Annotated in this window: 20 protein-coding genes; 14 read left to right on the forward strand and 6 right to left on the reverse strand. The window is 56.8% G+C overall.

The genetic code is table 11. From position 1 onward, the window contains the following. Positions 1–25: 25 nt before the first annotated feature. Entirely contained in the window at positions 26–658 is a 633-nt protein-coding gene (crp, locus tag JK232_RS04295) for a cAMP-activated global transcriptional regulator CRP (protein ID WP_000242758.1), read from the reverse strand. Positions 659–989: 331 nt separating this feature from the next. Here crp and JK232_RS04300 point away from each other — a divergent pair, with 331 nt between their 5' ends. Next, positions 990–1,397 (forward strand): OsmC family protein, encoded by a 408-nt coding sequence (locus JK232_RS04300; RefSeq protein WP_101827736.1) that lies wholly within the window; start codon positions 990–992, stop codon positions 1,395–1,397. Positions 1,398–1,428: 31 nt separating this feature from the next. Here JK232_RS04300 and JK232_RS04305 read toward each other — a convergent pair whose 3' ends face one another. The 4 genes from JK232_RS04305 to JK232_RS04320 all read right to left on the reverse strand — a co-directional run bounded on the left by JK232_RS04305 (position 1,429) and on the right by JK232_RS04320 (position 5,708). Then, on the reverse strand, positions 1,429–2,298 hold the full coding sequence (locus JK232_RS04305) for a phosphoribulokinase (protein ID WP_072927435.1): 870 nt from the start codon (positions 2,296–2,298) through the stop codon (positions 1,429–1,431). 116 nt (positions 2,299–2,414) lie between these two features. Then, entirely contained in the window at positions 2,415–2,651 is a 237-nt protein-coding gene (locus JK232_RS04310; RefSeq protein WP_072927434.1) for a YheU family protein, read from the reverse strand. Further along, positions 2,648–3,631, reverse strand: coding sequence for a hydrolase (locus JK232_RS04315; protein ID WP_101827735.1), 984 nt, complete (start codon positions 3,629–3,631; stop codon positions 2,648–2,650). The genes JK232_RS04310 and JK232_RS04315 overlap by 4 nt, the downstream gene beginning before the upstream one ends. 172 nt (positions 3,632–3,803) lie before the next feature. Further along, complete coding sequence (locus tag JK232_RS04320; RefSeq protein ID WP_072927430.1) at positions 3,804–5,708, reverse strand: ABC transporter ATP-binding protein; 1,905 nt, start codon at positions 5,706–5,708, stop codon at positions 3,804–3,806. A gap of 145 nt (positions 5,709–5,853) precedes the next feature. On the opposite strand from JK232_RS04320, the gene kefG reads away from it, so the two are divergent. The 4 genes from kefG (at position 5,854) to slyD (ending at position 9,268) form a co-directional block, all read left to right on the forward strand. Continuing rightward, complete coding sequence (kefG, locus tag JK232_RS04325) at positions 5,854–6,405, forward strand: glutathione-regulated potassium-efflux system ancillary protein KefG (RefSeq protein ID WP_072927878.1); 552 nt, start codon at positions 5,854–5,856, stop codon at positions 6,403–6,405. Beyond that, entirely contained in the window at positions 6,406–8,214 is a 1,809-nt protein-coding gene (kefB, locus tag JK232_RS04330; protein WP_072927429.1) for a glutathione-regulated potassium-efflux system protein KefB, read from the forward strand. A 168-nt stretch (positions 8,215–8,382) separates the two neighbouring features. Continuing rightward, on the forward strand, positions 8,383–8,586 hold the full coding sequence (locus JK232_RS04335) for a YheV family putative zinc ribbon protein (protein WP_072927427.1): 204 nt from the start codon (positions 8,383–8,385) through the stop codon (positions 8,584–8,586). Between the two features lie 94 nt (positions 8,587–8,680). Continuing rightward, entirely contained in the window at positions 8,681–9,268 is a 588-nt protein-coding gene (slyD, locus tag JK232_RS04340) for a peptidylprolyl isomerase (protein WP_072927426.1), read from the forward strand. 108 nt (positions 9,269–9,376) lie between these two features. Here the strand turns inward: slyD and JK232_RS04345 are convergent, their stop codons facing one another. Beyond that, positions 9,377–9,595 carry a protein SlyX gene (locus JK232_RS04345; protein ID WP_072927424.1) on the reverse strand — a complete coding sequence of 73 codons (219 nt, stop codon included), beginning with the start codon at positions 9,593–9,595 and terminating at the stop codon, positions 9,377–9,379. A gap of 268 nt (positions 9,596–9,863) precedes the next feature. On the opposite strand from JK232_RS04345, the gene fkpA reads away from it, so the two are divergent. The 9 genes from fkpA to JK232_RS04390 all read left to right on the forward strand — a co-directional run. Further along, positions 9,864–10,709, forward strand: a complete 846-nt coding sequence (gene fkpA / locus JK232_RS04350) for an FKBP-type peptidyl-prolyl cis-trans isomerase (RefSeq protein WP_072927422.1) — start codon at positions 9,864–9,866, stop codon at positions 10,707–10,709. Positions 10,710–10,961: 252 nt separating this feature from the next. Next, positions 10,962–11,684, forward strand: a complete 723-nt coding sequence (locus tag JK232_RS04355; RefSeq protein WP_072927421.1) for a helix-turn-helix transcriptional regulator — start codon at positions 10,962–10,964, stop codon at positions 11,682–11,684. A 2-nt stretch (positions 11,685–11,686) separates the two neighbouring features. Continuing rightward, on the forward strand, positions 11,687–12,073 hold the full coding sequence (gene tusD, locus JK232_RS04360; protein WP_165698456.1) for a sulfurtransferase complex subunit TusD: 387 nt from the start codon (positions 11,687–11,689) through the stop codon (positions 12,071–12,073). 11 nt (positions 12,074–12,084) lie between these two features. Continuing rightward, positions 12,085–12,444: a sulfurtransferase complex subunit TusC gene (gene tusC / locus JK232_RS04365; RefSeq protein WP_072927876.1), complete on the forward strand. Its 360-nt coding sequence runs from the start codon at positions 12,085–12,087 to the stop codon at positions 12,442–12,444. A 10-nt stretch (positions 12,445–12,454) separates the two neighbouring features. Further along, positions 12,455–12,742: a sulfurtransferase complex subunit TusB gene (gene tusB / locus JK232_RS04370; protein WP_101827731.1), complete on the forward strand. Its 288-nt coding sequence runs from the start codon at positions 12,455–12,457 to the stop codon at positions 12,740–12,742. Positions 12,743–12,873: 131 nt separating this feature from the next. Further along, complete coding sequence (gene rpsL, locus JK232_RS04375; RefSeq protein ID WP_072927415.1) at positions 12,874–13,248, forward strand: 30S ribosomal protein S12; 375 nt, start codon at positions 12,874–12,876, stop codon at positions 13,246–13,248. A gap of 96 nt (positions 13,249–13,344) precedes the next feature. Next, a complete protein-coding gene (gene rpsG, locus JK232_RS04380; protein WP_005969574.1) occupies positions 13,345–13,815 on the forward strand; it encodes a 30S ribosomal protein S7 in 471 nt (156 codons plus the stop codon). 96 nt (positions 13,816–13,911) lie between these two features. Beyond that, positions 13,912–16,026 carry an elongation factor G gene (gene fusA / locus JK232_RS04385; RefSeq protein WP_072927413.1) on the forward strand — a complete coding sequence of 705 codons (2,115 nt, stop codon included), beginning with the start codon at positions 13,912–13,914 and terminating at the stop codon, positions 16,024–16,026. A 71-nt stretch (positions 16,027–16,097) separates the two neighbouring features. Then, on the forward strand, positions 16,098–16,261 hold a 164-nt coding region (locus JK232_RS04390; RefSeq protein WP_241506094.1), incomplete at its 3' end, for a GTP-binding protein.

The following is a 16,261-nucleotide window of genomic DNA, read 5'->3' on the forward strand; positions in this document are numbered from 1 at the left end:
GCGTATGCGCCGTTTTTACGAGAGGTTAACGGGTGCCGTAAACGACAATCGTCTTACCGTGGGCGGAGATCAGGTTCTGATCTTCCAGCATTTTTAGGATACGGCCAACCGTTTCGCGGGAGCATCCCACAATCTGGCCAATTTCCTGACGGGTGATTTTGATCTGCATACCATCCGGGTGCGTCATGGCATCCGGCTGCTTGGCCAGGTTCAGCAAGGTTTGCGCGATCCGGCCGGTCACGTCCAGGAACGCTAAATTGCCGACTTTCTCTGACGTGACCTGCAGGCGGCGCGCCATCTGCGAGGAGAGGCGCATCAGAATATCCGGGTTAACCTGGATCAGCTGACGGAATTTTTTGTAGGAAATCTCCGCCACTTCACAGGCTGTTTTGGCGCGTACCCACGCGCTGCGCTCCTGGCCCTCTTCGAACAGGCCAAGTTCACCGATGAAATCCCCCTGGTTGAGGTAAGAGAGGATCATCTCTTTGCCCTCTTCATCTTTAATCAGCACGGCGACCGAGCCTTTTACGATGTAGTAGAGCGTTTCGGCTTTTTCACCCTGGTGAATCAGCGTACTTTTGGAAGGGTATTTATGAATATGACAATGAGACAGGAACCATTCGAGAGTAGGGTCTGTTTGCGGTTTGCCGAGAACCATTTGCTTTTATCCTCTGTTGTAATCGCTGCCCAAAATCACAGGGCTCAGAGTTCCCTGTACGGCGTTCTTAAAAAGAGATGCATTATTGTAGAGTATTAACTGTCTGATAATGTTGCAAGGTAACGGCCAAAAAGGAACCATCGGGCAGCCCCGCCGCTCCGTTAAAAACCTGACCTTGCTCCATACAGAACATTTTGTTTCGGGTTTGTTTTATCACAGCCAGAACCGGGTGTCTTCTGTTGTCTCGCTTCAGCATGATGAAGATCGGCCTGATTGCCTGTTTTAGTACGGCAAGGTAGGCTGTTTTAAGAAAATAACCGGAGAATGACGTATGCAGGCACGGGTTAAGTGGGTTGAAGGGCTGACGTTTATGGGCGAATCCGCCTCAGGCCACCAGGTTCTGATGGACGGCAATGCCGGTGATAAAGCGCCAAGCCCGATGGAAATGGTGCTGATGTCGGTGGGCGGCTGCAGCGCCATTGATGTGGTTTCTATTCTGCAAAAAGGGCGCAATGATGTGCGGGATTGCGAAGTGCGCCTGACGTCGGCGCGCCGTGACGAGGCACCGCGCACCTTTACGGAGATCAATCTGCATTTTGTGGTGACCGGCAAAGGGCTGACGGAGAAAGCCGTGGAGCGTGCGGTGAATCTGTCAGCGGAGAAATACTGCTCCGTCTCGCTGATGCTGGGTAAGGCCGCCGCGGTCACCCACAGTTTTGAAATTATCGCTGTCGGGTAATCTGACCGGGCGGCTCTTGCGCCGCCCGGCCTCAGATGATTTTCTTCCCTTCCAGCAACCGCTGTACCAGCGGCCCCATGATTAACTCCATCGCCAGCCCCATTTTTCCGCCCGGCACCACCAGCGTGTTGATGTGCGAAATAAATGATCCCTGAAGCATCGCCAGCAGGTAAGGGAAGTCGATAGAATCCAGCCCGCGGAAGTGGATCACCACAAAACTCTCGTCCAGGGAGGGGATCGCTTTGGCGGCAAAGGGGTTGGACGTGTCAACAGTGGGCACACGCTGGAAGTTGATGTGGGTGCGGGAGAACTGCGGCGTGATGTAATTGATGTAATCCTCCATCGATCGCACTACCGAATCCATGACCGCTTCACGCGAATGGCCGCGCTCGCTGGTATCGCGGATCAGTTTCTGGATCCACTCCAGGTTCACGATCGGTACCACGCCCACCAGCAGGTCAACATGCTGGGCGACGTCATGCAACTCCGTGACCACGCCGCCGTGCAGCCCCTCATAAAACAGCACGTCCGTCTCTTCCGGCAGCGGGTGCCACGGGGTAAACGTACCCGGCACCTGGTTGTAAGGCACCGCTTCGTCATAGGTGTGCAGGTATTTGCGTGAGCGGCCGGTGCCGTCTTTCCCGTATTGGATAAACGATTGTTCCAGCAGGCCGAAATCATTGGCTTCCGGGCCGAAGTAACTGATGTGCCGCCCCAGGTCGCGTGCCTTGCGGATTGCCATGTCCATTTCCGGCCGGGTGTAGCGGTGGAAGCTGTCGCCCTCCAGTTCGGCGGCATGGAGGTTCAGCTCCTGGAAAATTTTACGAAATGCCAGGCTGGTGGTGGTGGTACCGGCTCCGCTGGAGCCGGTGACGGCAATGACCGGGTGTTTGGCTGACATAGTGTTCAAAACTCCGTTAAGGGGTAGTGCCTGCAGAGGGTGCAATCAGCATAATTAATTATAGTGTTATCATAATTATGCGTATGCAGCCAGTGCCGGCAGGCCACCGTATGACGTCAGCCCTGTTCGTGTGCATCGCCCCGGAACTGGCCGCGCGGCATAATATTGACCGACTCATGCAACTCAGACCAGACCAGCACCACCTCGCCGCTTTTCAGCTGACGGCGCACATCCTCAACTTTCTGCGCCAGCGTGCGCTCATGTTCGCCATAATCGGTGCCTTCACGCAGCACAAAGGCTTCAATCAGGTTATCCAGCGTGTCACTGTCGAGATCTTTCCAGGGAATAATCATGTTTCAGGCTCCTGTAAATAGGGGGCCAGCCAGGCGGGGATCCGCTGTTCCAGCCACATTTGCGGCCGCTTAAAACTGCCGCTGACAAAACCCACATGGCCGCCGTGCTCGGTCAGCTGGTACTCCACATTCGCCGGCAGGTGGGCGGCATCCGGGATCACGGCGTCGGTCATAAAAGGATCGTCCCTGGCGTGAATAATCAGCAGGGGCGTGGTAATGCGCGGCAGCAGCGGCATGGCGCTGCACCGGCGGTAGTAATCCAGCGCGTTGTGGAAGCCGTGCGCGCGGGCGGTAATGGCGTCATCAAAATCACGCAGGCGCTTCAGCGCTTTTAGCTGCTCAAGGCTGACGGGCAGCGTGTCGGGGTAAGCCTGCAATTTCCGCGCGGCATTGCGTTTAAGCTGGTCGAGCAGGTAACGCTGGTAGACGCGTGAAAAGCCCTGCTCCAGCTTGAGTGAGCAGGGTTCCAGCATCAGCGGTGCCGAGACCACCACCGCCGCGCAGAGCCGCGCGCGCTCCGACTCTTCACCCAGGTAACAGGCCAGCATATTGCCGCCCAGGGAGACGCCGACCGCTGCCGTCGGCACCCGGCCGTGTGTCTCCTCCAGCCAGCGCAGGAAGAAGCGGGCATCTTCGGTTTCGCCGGAGTGGTAGATACGCTTCAAACGGTTGGCTTCACCGCTGCACCCGCGAAAGTGCATTACCACGCCCAGCCAGCCGCGCTGTTGCCAGGCGTGCAGCAGCCCATGCGCATAGGGACTGTAGAAGCTGCCTTCCAGCCCGTGGAACAGCACGACGCGCGGCTTGTGCGCGGCCTGCTCCGGTGGCTCGCTCCAGGCAAGATCGACGAAATCACCGTCCGGCAATTCCAGCCGTTGCCAGTGGGGCGTAAGCAGGGCGCGCCGCCGGTAAAGCCGGGGCAGCAGCGTTTGCAGGTGCGGGTTACGGGCACCGCGCATCGCCTGAAAGGTTTCATGCATAACGTGACGTTTTTCTTTTATCAGCAGGGGCGGTAAGGATTGGTGTCAGGTAAATACTATAGCCTGATCATGTTTATCATATCGCACAACCGCAGGGCCAGGCGCGCCCGGTATGCACGGCGCAGAAAAAAGCCCGGCATGGCCGGGCTTCTCTGTACGGCATCCGCGCCGGTTACTCTGTGTCGAACTGCTCGAGCTGCTCCTGAATCTCCAGCCAGGCCATCTCCGCCTCTTCCAGCGCGGACTTCGCCTGCGCCTGCGTTTGCAGGCAGGCGGTGAGTTCGGCCTTGCGGCTCGGGTCGTAGAGGGCGGTGTCGCCTAACAGTGCCTCGGCGCCGGCCAGCTCTGCGCCCAGCTTCTCCATCTGCTTCTCCAGTTGCAGCAATTTTTTGCGCAGCGGTTGCGTCTGGCTGCGCAGCTCCGCCTCGCGGCGTTTCTGGTCTTTGCGTGCCTGTGCGCTGTTGCTGCCGGCCTCTTTGGCCGGGGCATCCTGCTGGCTCTCCTGCCGTTGCAGCTCCACCAGCCATTGCTGGTAATCTTCCAGATCACCGTCGAACTGCTCAACTTTACCGCCATGCACCAGGTAGAGATCGTCGGTGGTGGAGCGCAACAGGTGCCGGTCATGCGAAACCACCACCAGCGCGCCTTCGAAGTCGATCAGCGCTTCCGTCAGCGCCTGGCGCATATCAAGGTCGAGGTGGTTGGTCGGTTCGTCGAGCAGCAGCAGGTTGGGGCGCTGCCAGACAATCAGCGCCAGCACCAGCCGCGCTTTTTCGCCGCCGGAGAAGCGTTCGGTTTTATCCGTGACCTGATCGCCCTGGAAGCCGAAACCGCCGAGGTAGTCGCGCAGTTGCTGCTCGAGTTCACGCGGGGCCAGCCGGCTCAGGTGCTGCAGCGGTGATTCATCGGCACGCAGGAATTCCAGTTGGTGCTGGGCGAAATAACCCAGCTTCACCCCTTTTGCCAGGCCGATTTCGCCCTGTTGCGGTTGCAGGGTACCGGCCAGCAGCTTGATCAATGTCGATTTACCGGCACCATTGCGCCCCAGCAGGCCGATGCGCGAGCCGGGCACCAGATTCAGCTTGATCGACTCCAGGATAGTGCGCTCGCCATAACCGGCACTGACTTTTTCCATGCGCAGTAACGGGTCGGGCAGGCTCTCCGGCGCGCGGAAACTGAAGTGGAACGGGTTATCCACATGTGCCGGGGCGATAAGCTCCATGCGCTCCAGCATTTTGATGCGGCTCTGCGCCTGTTTGGCTTTGGTGGCCTGGGCGCGGAAACGGTCAATGTAGCTTTGCAGATGCGCGACTTTCTCCTGCTGGCTCTGGTAGAGCGACTGCTGCTGCGCCAGTTTGGTGGCGCGCTGGCGTTCGAACGAGGAGTAGTTGCCGGTATATTCGTTCAGCGTCTGCTGCTCAATGTGCAGGATTTTGTCTACGATCGGATCGAGGAAATCCCGGTCGTGTGAGATCAGGAGCAGGGTGCCGGGGTAGCTTTTCAGCCACTTCTCCAGCCAGATCACGGCGTCGAGGTCCAGGTGGTTGGTGGGCTCATCCAGCAGCAGCAGGTCAGAGCGGCACACCAGCGCCTGCGCCAGGTTCAGGCGCATCCGCCAGCCGCCGGAGAAATCCTTCACCGGTTGCTGGAGCTGGCTCTGCGAGAAGCCCAGCCCGTGCAGCAGGCTGGAGGCGCGTGACTGGATCGTCCAGGCCTGGATGGCGTCCAGTTTGCCGTGGACCAGCGCAATCGCGTTGCCGTCATTGCGTTCGTTGGCCTGGGCCAGTTCCGCTTCCAGTTGGCGGAACTCGCGGTCGCCGTCAATCACATACTCCAGCGCCGGGACATCCAGCGCCGGCGTCTCCTGGTTCACCCACGCCAGCGCCCAGTTGCCGGGAAACGTGACACTGCCGGCGTCGGCACTCATTTCACTTTTCAGCAACGAAAGCAGGGTAGATTTACCGCAGCCATTTTTACCCACCAGCCCGACTTTCTGGCCCGGATTGACCGTCGCGGTGGCGTTGTCCAGCAGCACCCTGGTACCGCGTCGTATTTGAAGCGAGGAGAAAACAATCATAAAGCGCCGTATGTTCAGAATATGTTAAATTAACGACCGGTAAGCTGACCACAATGCGTGGTAACCAGACGCCAGGCGTCCTGATCTAATCTTGCGGAGCATGGTAACGGAAAATCCGCACCCTGACGACGCTTTGGAGGGAATGATGTCGCAGCCGCCCAAGGTTTTGCTGCTCTACGCCCACCCGGAATCGCAGGACTCGGTTGCCAACCGCATCCTGCTTGCGCCGGCCCGGCAGCTCGGGCATGTCACCGTGCACGATCTCTACGCGCACTATCCCGATTTCTTTATTGATATCCATCACGAACAACAGCTGTTGCGTGAGCACAGCATCATCGTTTTCCAGCATCCCCTCTATACCTACAGTTGCCCGGCCCTGCTGAAAGAGTGGATGGACCGTGTGCTGGAACGGGGCTTTGCCAGCGGGGCAGGCGGCAACGCCTTGCACGGCAAATACTGGCGAACGGTGATCACCACCGGGGAGCCGGAAGGTGCGTATAGCGCACAGGGCTATAACCGTTGCCCGATGTCAGACATTTTGCGGCCGTTTGAGCTGACCGCCGCCATGTGCCGTATGCACTGGCTTTCACCCATGGTGGTGTACTGGGCGCGCCGGCAGCCGCCGGATGTGCTGGCCAGCCACGCCAGCGCGTATGCCGACTGGCTGCGCTCGCCGCTGCCGAATGGAGGACGTTAGATGGAAGGATCGCATGTACTGACGGCGGCACTGATTTTCCTGTTCGCCGCCGTGGTGGCCGTACCGATTGCCCAGCGGCTGGGGATCGGCGCGGTACTGGGCTACCTGCTGGCGGGCATTGCCATCGGCCCGTGGGGCGTCGGGGTGATCCGCGACGTGGAGGAGATTCTGCACTTCTCCGAACTGGGCGTGGTGTTCCTGATGTTTATCATCGGGCTGGAGCTGAACCCGGCCAAGTTGTGGCAATTGCGGCGCTCTATTTTTGGCGTGGGTGCCGGGCAGGTGCTGCTGACGGCGGCGGTACTCAGCGCACTGCTCTACTTTACTCAGTTTGCCTGGCAGGCGGCGGTGATTGGCGGCATCGGGCTGGCGATGTCTTCCACGGCGATGGCGTTGCAGCTGATGGAAGACAAAGGCATGAAGCGCAATGAGGGCGGCCAGCTCGGCTTCTCGGTGCTGCTGTTCCAGGATATGGCGGTGATCCCTGCGCTGGCGTTGATTCCGTTGCTGGCCGGTGCCGGGGAAGGGGAGTATGACTGGAGCCGGATTGCCATGAAAACCGCGGCGTTTGGCGGGATGCTGATCGGCGGGCGATACCTGCTGCGGCCGCTGTTGCGGTTTATTGTGGCGGCCAAGGTACGTGAAGTCTTTACCGCCGCGGCGCTGCTGACGGTGCTGGGCGCTGCGCTGTTTATGGATGCGCTGGGCTTTTCGATGGCGCTCGGCACGTTTATCGCCGGGGTGCTGCTGGCAGAGAGCGAATACCAGCATGAGCTGGAGATTGCCATTGAGCCGTTCAAAGGGCTGCTGCTCGGCCTGTTCTTTATCTCGGTAGGGATGGCGCTCAATCTGGGCGTATTTTACACCCATGTGGTGCAGGTGCTGATTGGCGTCGCGCTGCTGGTGCTGGTGAAAAGCAGCATCCTGTATGCGCTGGCCAGGGGGTTTGGCCTTGGCCGCTCGGTCAGGCTGCAATTTGCCGGGGTGCTGAGCCAGGGCGGTGAATTCGCGTTTGTGATTTTCTCGGCTGCCGCCGCGCAGCGGGTGATTTCGTCCGACCAGCTGGCGCTGCTGCTGGTGGTGGTGACGCTGTCAATGATGACCACACCGCTGCTGATGCAGAACATCGATCGCCTGCTGGCCCGGCGCTATAACGCGCAGGAGGAGCAGGATGAACAACACCATGTGGAAGATGACGATCCCCAGGTGATTGTGGTGGGCTTCGGGCGCTTTGGGCAGGTGATTGGCCGTTTGCTGATCGCCAATAAAATGCGCATTACCGTGCTGGAGCGGGACATCAGCGCCGTCAGCCTGATGCGCAGCTACGGCTATCACGTCTACTACGGCGATGCCACCGAACTGGAACTGCTGCGCGCCGCCGGTGCCGGGAAAGCGCGCTCGATAGTGATCACCTGTAACGACCCGGAAGACACGATGGCGATCGTGCGTTTATGCCAGCAATATTTCCCTGACCTGGAGATTCTGGCGCGCGCCCGCGGCCGTGTGGAAGCCCATGAACTGTTACAGGCCGGGGTGGCGAACTTCTCGCGTGAAACCTTTTCCAGCGCGCTGGAGCTGGGCCGTAAAGCGTTGACTACTTTAGGGATGCACCCGCATCAGGCCTACCGTGCACAGCAGCATTTCCGGCGGCTGGATATGCGCATGTTGCGCGAGCTGGTGCCGCAGCGCCAGGGCGAGGTGGCGCAAATCTCCCGCATCCGCGAGGCACGGCGTGAGCTGGAGGATATTTTTGAACGTGAGATGCATAATGAACGCCGCCAGCGGGATGGCTGGGATGAACATGAATAGCCACACGGATTGAGGTGTGCGCCTATCCGTTCTAGACTGGTAGTCAGTGCGAAGCGCCGGGCGTGACGTCCGGTGCTTTATTTCATTGGAAAGAACCTTTTCCGGCCGAGGTGCATCCGGATAGTCAGACAGACCGGAAGTATGGCGGTTTATTCTGGAGTCAACAGCATGTCAGCAACACGTAAGCGCTTCATTGCCGGGGCCGTTTGCCCGCAGTGTAAGGCGCTGGACAGCCTGATGTTATGGCGCGAGGATCAGGTGGAAGTGGTGGAGTGTGTCAAATGCGGCCATCATCAGCGTCAGACGGAAGAACAGGTTAAGCAGCATGTGCGCCCGCAAGAACAGGTTATCGGTATTTTCCATCCTGAGTAGGGTGTCGCGACGCGTTTTTTTATGCTGATGAGTACAGCGCCGCAGATTTCCGCTACAATCTGCGCCAATTTGCTTTCCAACGGTAGGAGATATCATGAAAGTTGCAAAAGATCTGGTGGTCAGCCTGGCTTACCAGGTACGTACAGAAGACGGTGTGTTGGTTGATGAGTCTCCGGTGAGTGCGCCGCTGGACTATCTGCACGGTCACGGTTCCCTGATCGCAGGTCTGGAAAACGCGCTGGAAGGTCATGACGTCGGCGATCGTTTCGACGTGCATGTCGGCGCGAACGAAGCCTACGGTAACTATGACGAAAACCTGGTGCAGCGTGTACCGAAAGACGTCTTCATGGGCGTTGACGAACTGCAGGTAGGGATGCGCTTTATGGCGGATACCGATCAGGGTCAGGTTCCGGTTGAAATCACCGATGTGGAAGACGACCACGTGACCGTTGACGGTAACCACATGCTGGCTGGTCAGAACCTGAACTTCAACGTTGAAGTTGTGGCGATTCGTGAAGCGACCGAAGAAGAACTGGCCCACGGCCACGTTCACGGCGAGCACGACCACCACCACGGCCATGACCACGGCGACGGCTGCTGCGGCGGTCACGGCCATGACCACGATCACGACCATGATCATGGTAAAGGCGGATGCGGTAACGGCGGCTGTGGCTGCCACTAAGCACCGGCACCAATAAGCGCTCGTCACCCTGAGCGCGTGCCACAAAAAAGGCTGCCTGAGGCAGCCTTTTTTATGCGCGGAGCCTGGCGTTTTTCGACCGGCGTCCCCTCAATAATGCGGCGGCGGGGTCTCTTCCGACGGATGCGCAACCGCTGAAGGCTGTGCCGCGCGCAGTTTTTCCGTCAGCAGGCGCAGGCGGTCCTGAAGTTTACTCATCTCAAGCTGGTGTTCTGTCACAATCAGATTCAGCTCCTCGATCGTCACTTCCTGAAAGGCCAGGCGGCTTTCCAGCATGTCTAACCGTTGTTCGAAGGCGTTCTGATCCATACTTGCTGTCCTCTGTCATTCGCCGGTCCGGCGGATCGGGGTAAGAAGCAGGATTCTACCTGCATTGTCCGCGGATTGCTTGGTGTCTCGCCCGGCGGTAACACGATGAATTCACCGGAAACGAAACTTCCTGGGGGAATCAGGGTCGGAATATAACGCATTTGGTGAGTATAGAGATTGTTTTGCCGCCGCGCAGACAGTTATAGTAGCCAGAGAAATTTTGTAATCGTTGCTTGGGGCCATACCCCCTAAGCCATTGGAGAAATGGATGAAATCACTTTTTAACGTAACCTTGTTGGCAACAACAATGGCAATGGCATTGAGCGCCACTCAGGTGATGGCGGCGGATACGGCTAAAGCAGCAGAGACTACCGCCGCCCCGGCAGCCGCGGCCGCCCCGGCCGTTAACAGCGCCTTCAAAAATGAAGATCAGCAATCCGCGTATGCGCTGGGTGCCTCCCTGGGCCGTTACATGGATAACTCCCTGAAAGAGCAAGAGAAGCTGGGCATCAAGCTGGACAAAGAGCAGCTGATCTCCGGTGTTCAGGATGCGTTTGCCGACAAGAGCAAACTCTCTGACCAGGAAATTGAACAGACCCTGCAAGCCTTTGAAGCGCGCGTAAAAGCGTCTGCTCAGGCGAAGATGGAAAAAGACGCGCAGGAAAATGCGGCCAAAGGCCAGGCATACCGCGATAAATTCGCCAAAGAAAAAGGCGTGAAGAAAACAGAATCCGGCCTGCTGTACCAGGTAGAGAAACCAGGTACCGGTGATACGCCGAAAGACAGCGACACTGTCGTGGTGAACTACAAGGGCACCCTGACCGACGGCACGGAGTTCGATAACTCCTATACCCGTGGTGAGCCGCTCTCCTTCCGTCTGGACGGCGTTATCCCAGGCTGGACTGAAGGCCTGAAACACATCAAAAAAGGCGGCAAGATCACCCTGGTCATCCCGCCGGAACTGGCTTACGGTAAAACCGGTGTCCCGGGTATCCCGGCTAACTCCACGCTGGTGTTCAATGTTGAACTGCTGGATGTGAAAGCTGCGCCGAAAGGGGATGCGAAAGCAGAAAAACCGGCTGACGCTGCTGACGCGGGCGCCAAAGGGCAATAACCCGCCCTGGTTTCTGCTGAAAACCGCTGCCTCCGGGCGGCGGTTTTTTTATGCCTTTTCCCTGGTCTCACGCCTCATCACACCGGGCTGATGTGGATAACTTGACGCCTTTCGCCCACAGGCATAACGTCTTTAGCAATTCCGGCGTCGTTACTCCCGCAGATTTGCTAGACTGACGGCCTAAAGATATTGCGTGATGAGCCTGCCGGCGGGAAGCCGGGTAGGCTCTCTACACAGAGGATGGTATCTCCGATGTCTAATTCGCTCTTACCTGGCGAAACCAGCGACCTTGATCTGCTGGAACAACGCCCTTTTACCGCCACCGATTATGAAATTCTGAAATCTTATGAAGCGGTGGTAGACGGGCTGGCGATGCTGATCGGTTCGCATTGCGAAATTGTCCTGCACTCGCTGGAAGATCTGAAGTGCTCAGCGGTCAGGATCGCCAACGGTGAACACACCGGCCGTAAGATCGGCTCACCGATTACCGATCTGGCTCTGCGGATGTTGCATGACATGGCCGGCGCCGACAGCAGCGTCTCCAATGCCTATTTTACGCGGGCAAAAAGCGGCGTGCTGATGAAATCAGTGACCATTGCCATCCGCAACCAGGAGCAGCGGGTTATCGGGCTGTTGTGCATCAACATGAACCTGGATGTGCCGTTCTCCCAGATTATGCAGACCTTTATGCCGCCGGAGGCGCAGGAAGTCGGTTCGTCGGTCAACTTTGCGTCGTCAGTGGACGATTTGGTCGCGCAGACGCTGGAGTTCACCATCGAAGAGGTCAACGCCGATCGCAACGTCTCCAACAACGCCAAAAACCGGCAGGTGGTTTTGAACCTGTATGAGAAGGGGATTTTTGACATCAAAGACGCCATCAACCAGGTGGCCGACCGGCTCAATATCTCCAAACATACGGTTTATCTCTATATCCGCCAATTTAAGAGCGGTGACCTGCTGGGCAATGACCGCTGATGCTGCGTTATGCCTTACTGGTCACCGGCCCGGCTTACGGGACACAGCAAGCCAGCTCTGCCTGGCAATTTGCGCAGGCGCTGCTGGCCGAAGGGCACCGGCTGGAAAGCGTGTTCTTTTATCGGGAAGGCGTGTTGAATGCCAACCAGCTCACGGCACCGGCCGGTGATGAATTTGACCTGGTGCGTGCCTGGCAGCAACTGGCCGCAGAACATCAGGTTGCCTTGAATGTCTGTGTGGCGGCGGCATTGCGCCGTGGCGTCACTGACGACCATGAAGCACAGCAACTCGCGTTGGGACAGGCCAACCTGCAGGCCGGGTTTACCCTGAGCGGCCTGGGCGCATTGGCGGAAGCCGCGCTGAGCTGTGACCGGCTGGTGCAATTCTGATGGACGAAAATATGAAACGTGTGGCGTTTGTCTTTACCCGCGGGCCACATGGCACCTCTGCAGGCCGCGAGGGGTTGGATGCCCTGCTGGCCACCTCTGCGCTCAGCGAGCAGGTAGGGGTATTTTTTGTGGGGGACGGTGTATTGCAACTGCTTCCCCATCAAACCCCGGAAAAAATTCTGGCCCGTAATTACATCGCGACCTTTGGTGTCCTGCCGCTTTATGACGTGGAACAGTGTTACCTGTGTGAGGCCTCCCTTCAGGCACGTGGCCTGCCGGTTGATCTGGACTGGGTACTCGATGCCGAGGTGCTGGCCCCGGAGGCACTGCGTGAGCGGCTGGCCGGTTTTGATGCCGTCATGACTTTTTAACAGGTACCCCATGCTGTTTACGCTTTCCCAATCCCCTTTTCAGTCTGATCTGCCTGCGTTGCTGCGCCTGGCGGGGCAGGGCGATGACCTGTTGCTGATGCAGGATGGTGTGCTGGCCGGCTTAAAAGGCAGCGCGGCCCTTGATTGGCTGTTGGCTGCCCCCATCTCTCTTTATGCGCTGAAAGAGGATGTCGAAGCCCGCGGGCTGACTGCTCAAATTTCAGACAAAATCACGCTGATCGGTTATACTACTTTCGTTACGCTGACCGTAAAGCACGCACAACACGTCGCAGGGTAATTACAGCTGGCGCTGTATATTTCTTGACACCTTTCATGGTCAGCCATAAAATTCTGCGTCCTCGTACTTTGCCTATCCGCATACGAGGCGATTTATTACGTGTTTACGAAGCAAACCCAGGAGCTTTTTTAATGGCAACGATTAACCAGCTGGTACGCAAACCACGCTCTGTGAAGGCTGCGAAAAGCAACGTTCCGGCGCTGGAAGCCTGCCCGCAGAAACGTGGCGTATGCACCCGCGTATATACCACTACCCCGAAAAAACCGAACTCCGCACTGCGTAAAGTATGCCGTGTTCGTCTGACCAACGGTTTTGAAGTCACCTCCTACATCGGCGGTGAAGGTCACAACCTGCAGGAACACTCCGTGATCCTGATCCGTGGCGGTCGTGTAAAAGACCTGCCAGGTGTGCGTTACCACACCGTGCGCGGCGCACTTGACTGCTCCGGCGTTAAAGACCGTAAGCAAGCTCGTTCTAAGTACGGCGTTAAGAAGCCGAAGTCTTAATGGTTCTCCGTTAAGTAAGGCCAAACATTTTCACTTTAATGTCAAAATAAACTCGTAGAGTTTTGGACAATCCTGAATTAACAACGGAGTAATTCCATGCCACGTCGTCGCGTCATTGGTCAACGTAAAATTCTGCCGGATCCTAAGTTCGGATCTGAGCTGCTGGCCAAATTTGTAAATATCCTGATGGTAGATGGTAAGAAATCTACTGCTGAAGCAATCGTCTATACCGCGCTGGAGACCCTGGCTCAGCGTTCTGGTAAAGGCCATCTGGAAGCTTTCGAAGTAGCTCTGGACAACGTGCGCCCGACTGTAGAAGTTAAGTCCCGTCGCGTTGGTGGTTCTACTTATCAGGTACCAGTTGAAGTCCGTCCGGTTCGTCGTAATGCCCTGGCAATGCGTTGGATCGTAGAAGCTGCTCGTAAACGCGGTGATAAATCCATGGCTCTCCGCCTGGCGAACGAACTTTCTGATGCAGCAGAGAACAAAGGTACTGCTGTTAAGAAACGTGAAGACGTTCACCGTATGGCAGAAGCCAACAAGGCGTTCGCCCACTACCGCTGGTAATCACCACGCCGTAGTTATGCTAACCAAGCGGGCGCTTCAAGAAGCCAACCCGCTTGGGTTAACTGAACTTGAACGTCCTAGTGATAGAGGAATCAAATGGCTCGTACAACACCCATTGCACGCTATCGTAACATCGGTATCAGTGCTCACATCGACGCCGGTAAGACCACGACTACCGAACGTATCCTGTTCTACACCGGTGTAAACCACAAAATCGGTGAAGTTCACGACGGCGCCGCCACCATGGACTGGATGGCTCAGGAGCAGGAGCGTGGTATTACCATTACTTCTGCTGCAACCACTGCGTTCTGGTCTGGTATGGCGAAGCAATTTGATGCTCACCGTATCAACATCATCGACACCCCGGGACACGTTGACTTCACCATCGAAGTAGAACGCTCCATGCGTGTGCTCGACGGTGCAGTAATGGTTTACTGTGCGGTTGGTGGTGTTCAGCCGCAGTCTGAGACCGTATGGCGTCAGGCTAACAAATACAAAGTTCCGCGCATCGCGTTCGTTAACAAAATGGACCGCATGGGCGCCAACTTCCTGAAAGTTGTAGGCCAGATCAAAACCCGTCTGGGCGCGACTCCGGTTCCGCTGCAGCTGGCTATTGGTGCTGAAGAGAAATTCACCGGTGTTGTTGACCTGGTGAAAATGAAAGCCATCAACTGGAACGATGAAGACCAGGGCGTGACCTTCGAATACGAAGACATCCCGGCCGACATGCAGGAACTGGCTGAAGAGTGGCATCAGAACCTGATCGAATCCGCAGCTGAAGCATCTGAAGAGCTGATGGAAAAATACCTGGGCGGCGAAGAGCTGACCGAGGAAGAGATCAAAACCGCTCTGCGTCAGCGCGTGCTGAACAACGAAATCATTCTGGTTACCTGTGGTTCTGCGTTCAAGAACAAAGGTGTTCAGGCGATGCTGGATGCAGTAGTTGACTACCTGCCGGCACCGACCGACGTTCCTGCCATCAACGGCATGCTGGACGACGGTAAAGACACCCCGGCTGAGCGTCACGCTAGCGATGATGAGCCGTTTGCTGCTCTGGCATTCAAAATTGCTACCGACCCGTTCGTGGGTAACCTGACCTTCTTCCGCGTGTACTCCGGTGTGGTTAACTCTGGTGATACCGTACTGAACTCCGTGAAAGCTGCACGTGAGCGTTTCGGTCGTATCGTTCAGATGCACGCTAACAAACGTGAAGAGATCAAAGAAGTTCGCGCAGGCGACATCGCTGCTGCTATCGGTCTGAAAGACGTAACTACTGGTGACACCCTGTGTGACCCAGAGTCGCCGATCATTCTGGAGCGTATGGAATTCCCTGAGCCGGTAATCTCCATCGCCGTAGAACCGAAAACCAAAGCTGACCAGGAAAAAATGGGTCTGGCTCTGGGCCGTCTGGCGAAAGAAGACCCGTCCTTCCGCGTATGGACTGACGAAGAATCTAACCAGACCATCATCGCTGGTATGGGTGAGCTGCACCTCGACATCATCGTTGACCGCATGAAGCGTGAATTCAACGTTGAAGCTAACGTGGGTAAACCTCAGGTTGCTTACCGCGAAGCGATTCGTGCGAAAGTTACCGATATCGAAGGTAAACACGCCAAGCAGTCTGGTGGTCGTGGTCAGTATGGTCATGTTGTTATCGACATGTACCCGCTGGAGCCGGGTTCCAACCCGAAAGGCTACGAGTTCGTCAACGACATCAAAGGTGGTGTAATTCCTGGTGAATACATCCCTGCCGTTGATAAAGGCATCCAGGAGCAGCTGAAAGCCGGTCCGCTGGCTGGCTACCCGGTTGTTGACATGGGTATCCGTCTGCACTTCGGTTCTTACCATGACGTTGACTCCTCTGAACTGGCGTTTAAACTGGCTGCCTCTTTAGCGTTTAAAGATGGCTTCAAAAAAGCTAAACCAGTTCTGCTTGAGCCAATCATGAAGGTTGAGGTAGAAACGCCGGAAGAGAACACCGGTGACGTTATCGGTGACTTGAGCCGTCGTCGCGGTATGCTGCGCGGTCAGGAATCCGAAGTGACTGGCGTTAAGATCCACGCTGAAGTGCCGCTGTCTGAAATGTTCGGATATGCAACTCAGCTGCGTTCTCTGACCAAAGGTCGCGCATCATACACCATGGAATTCCTGAAGTATGATGATGCACCGAACAACGTCGCTCAGGCCGTTATCGAAGCCCGTGGTAAATAAGCCTTCGGGTTTAACACAATGATCCCGTGCTCTCTCCAATAGGGGGGAGCACAAGATTAAGGAATATAGCCGTGTCTAAAGAAAAATTTGAACGTAAAAAACCGCACGTTAACGTTGGTACTATCGGCCACGTTGACCACGGTAAAACTACCCTGACTGCTGCAATCACCAACGTACTGGCTAAGAAATTCGGTGGCCAGGCGCGTGCTTTCGACCAGATCGATAACGCACCGGA

Origin of the sequence: Nissabacter archeti, from assembly GCF_018257325.1 — a bacterium.
Taxonomy (GTDB): domain Bacteria; phylum Pseudomonadota; class Gammaproteobacteria; order Enterobacterales; family Enterobacteriaceae; genus Chimaeribacter; species Chimaeribacter arupi.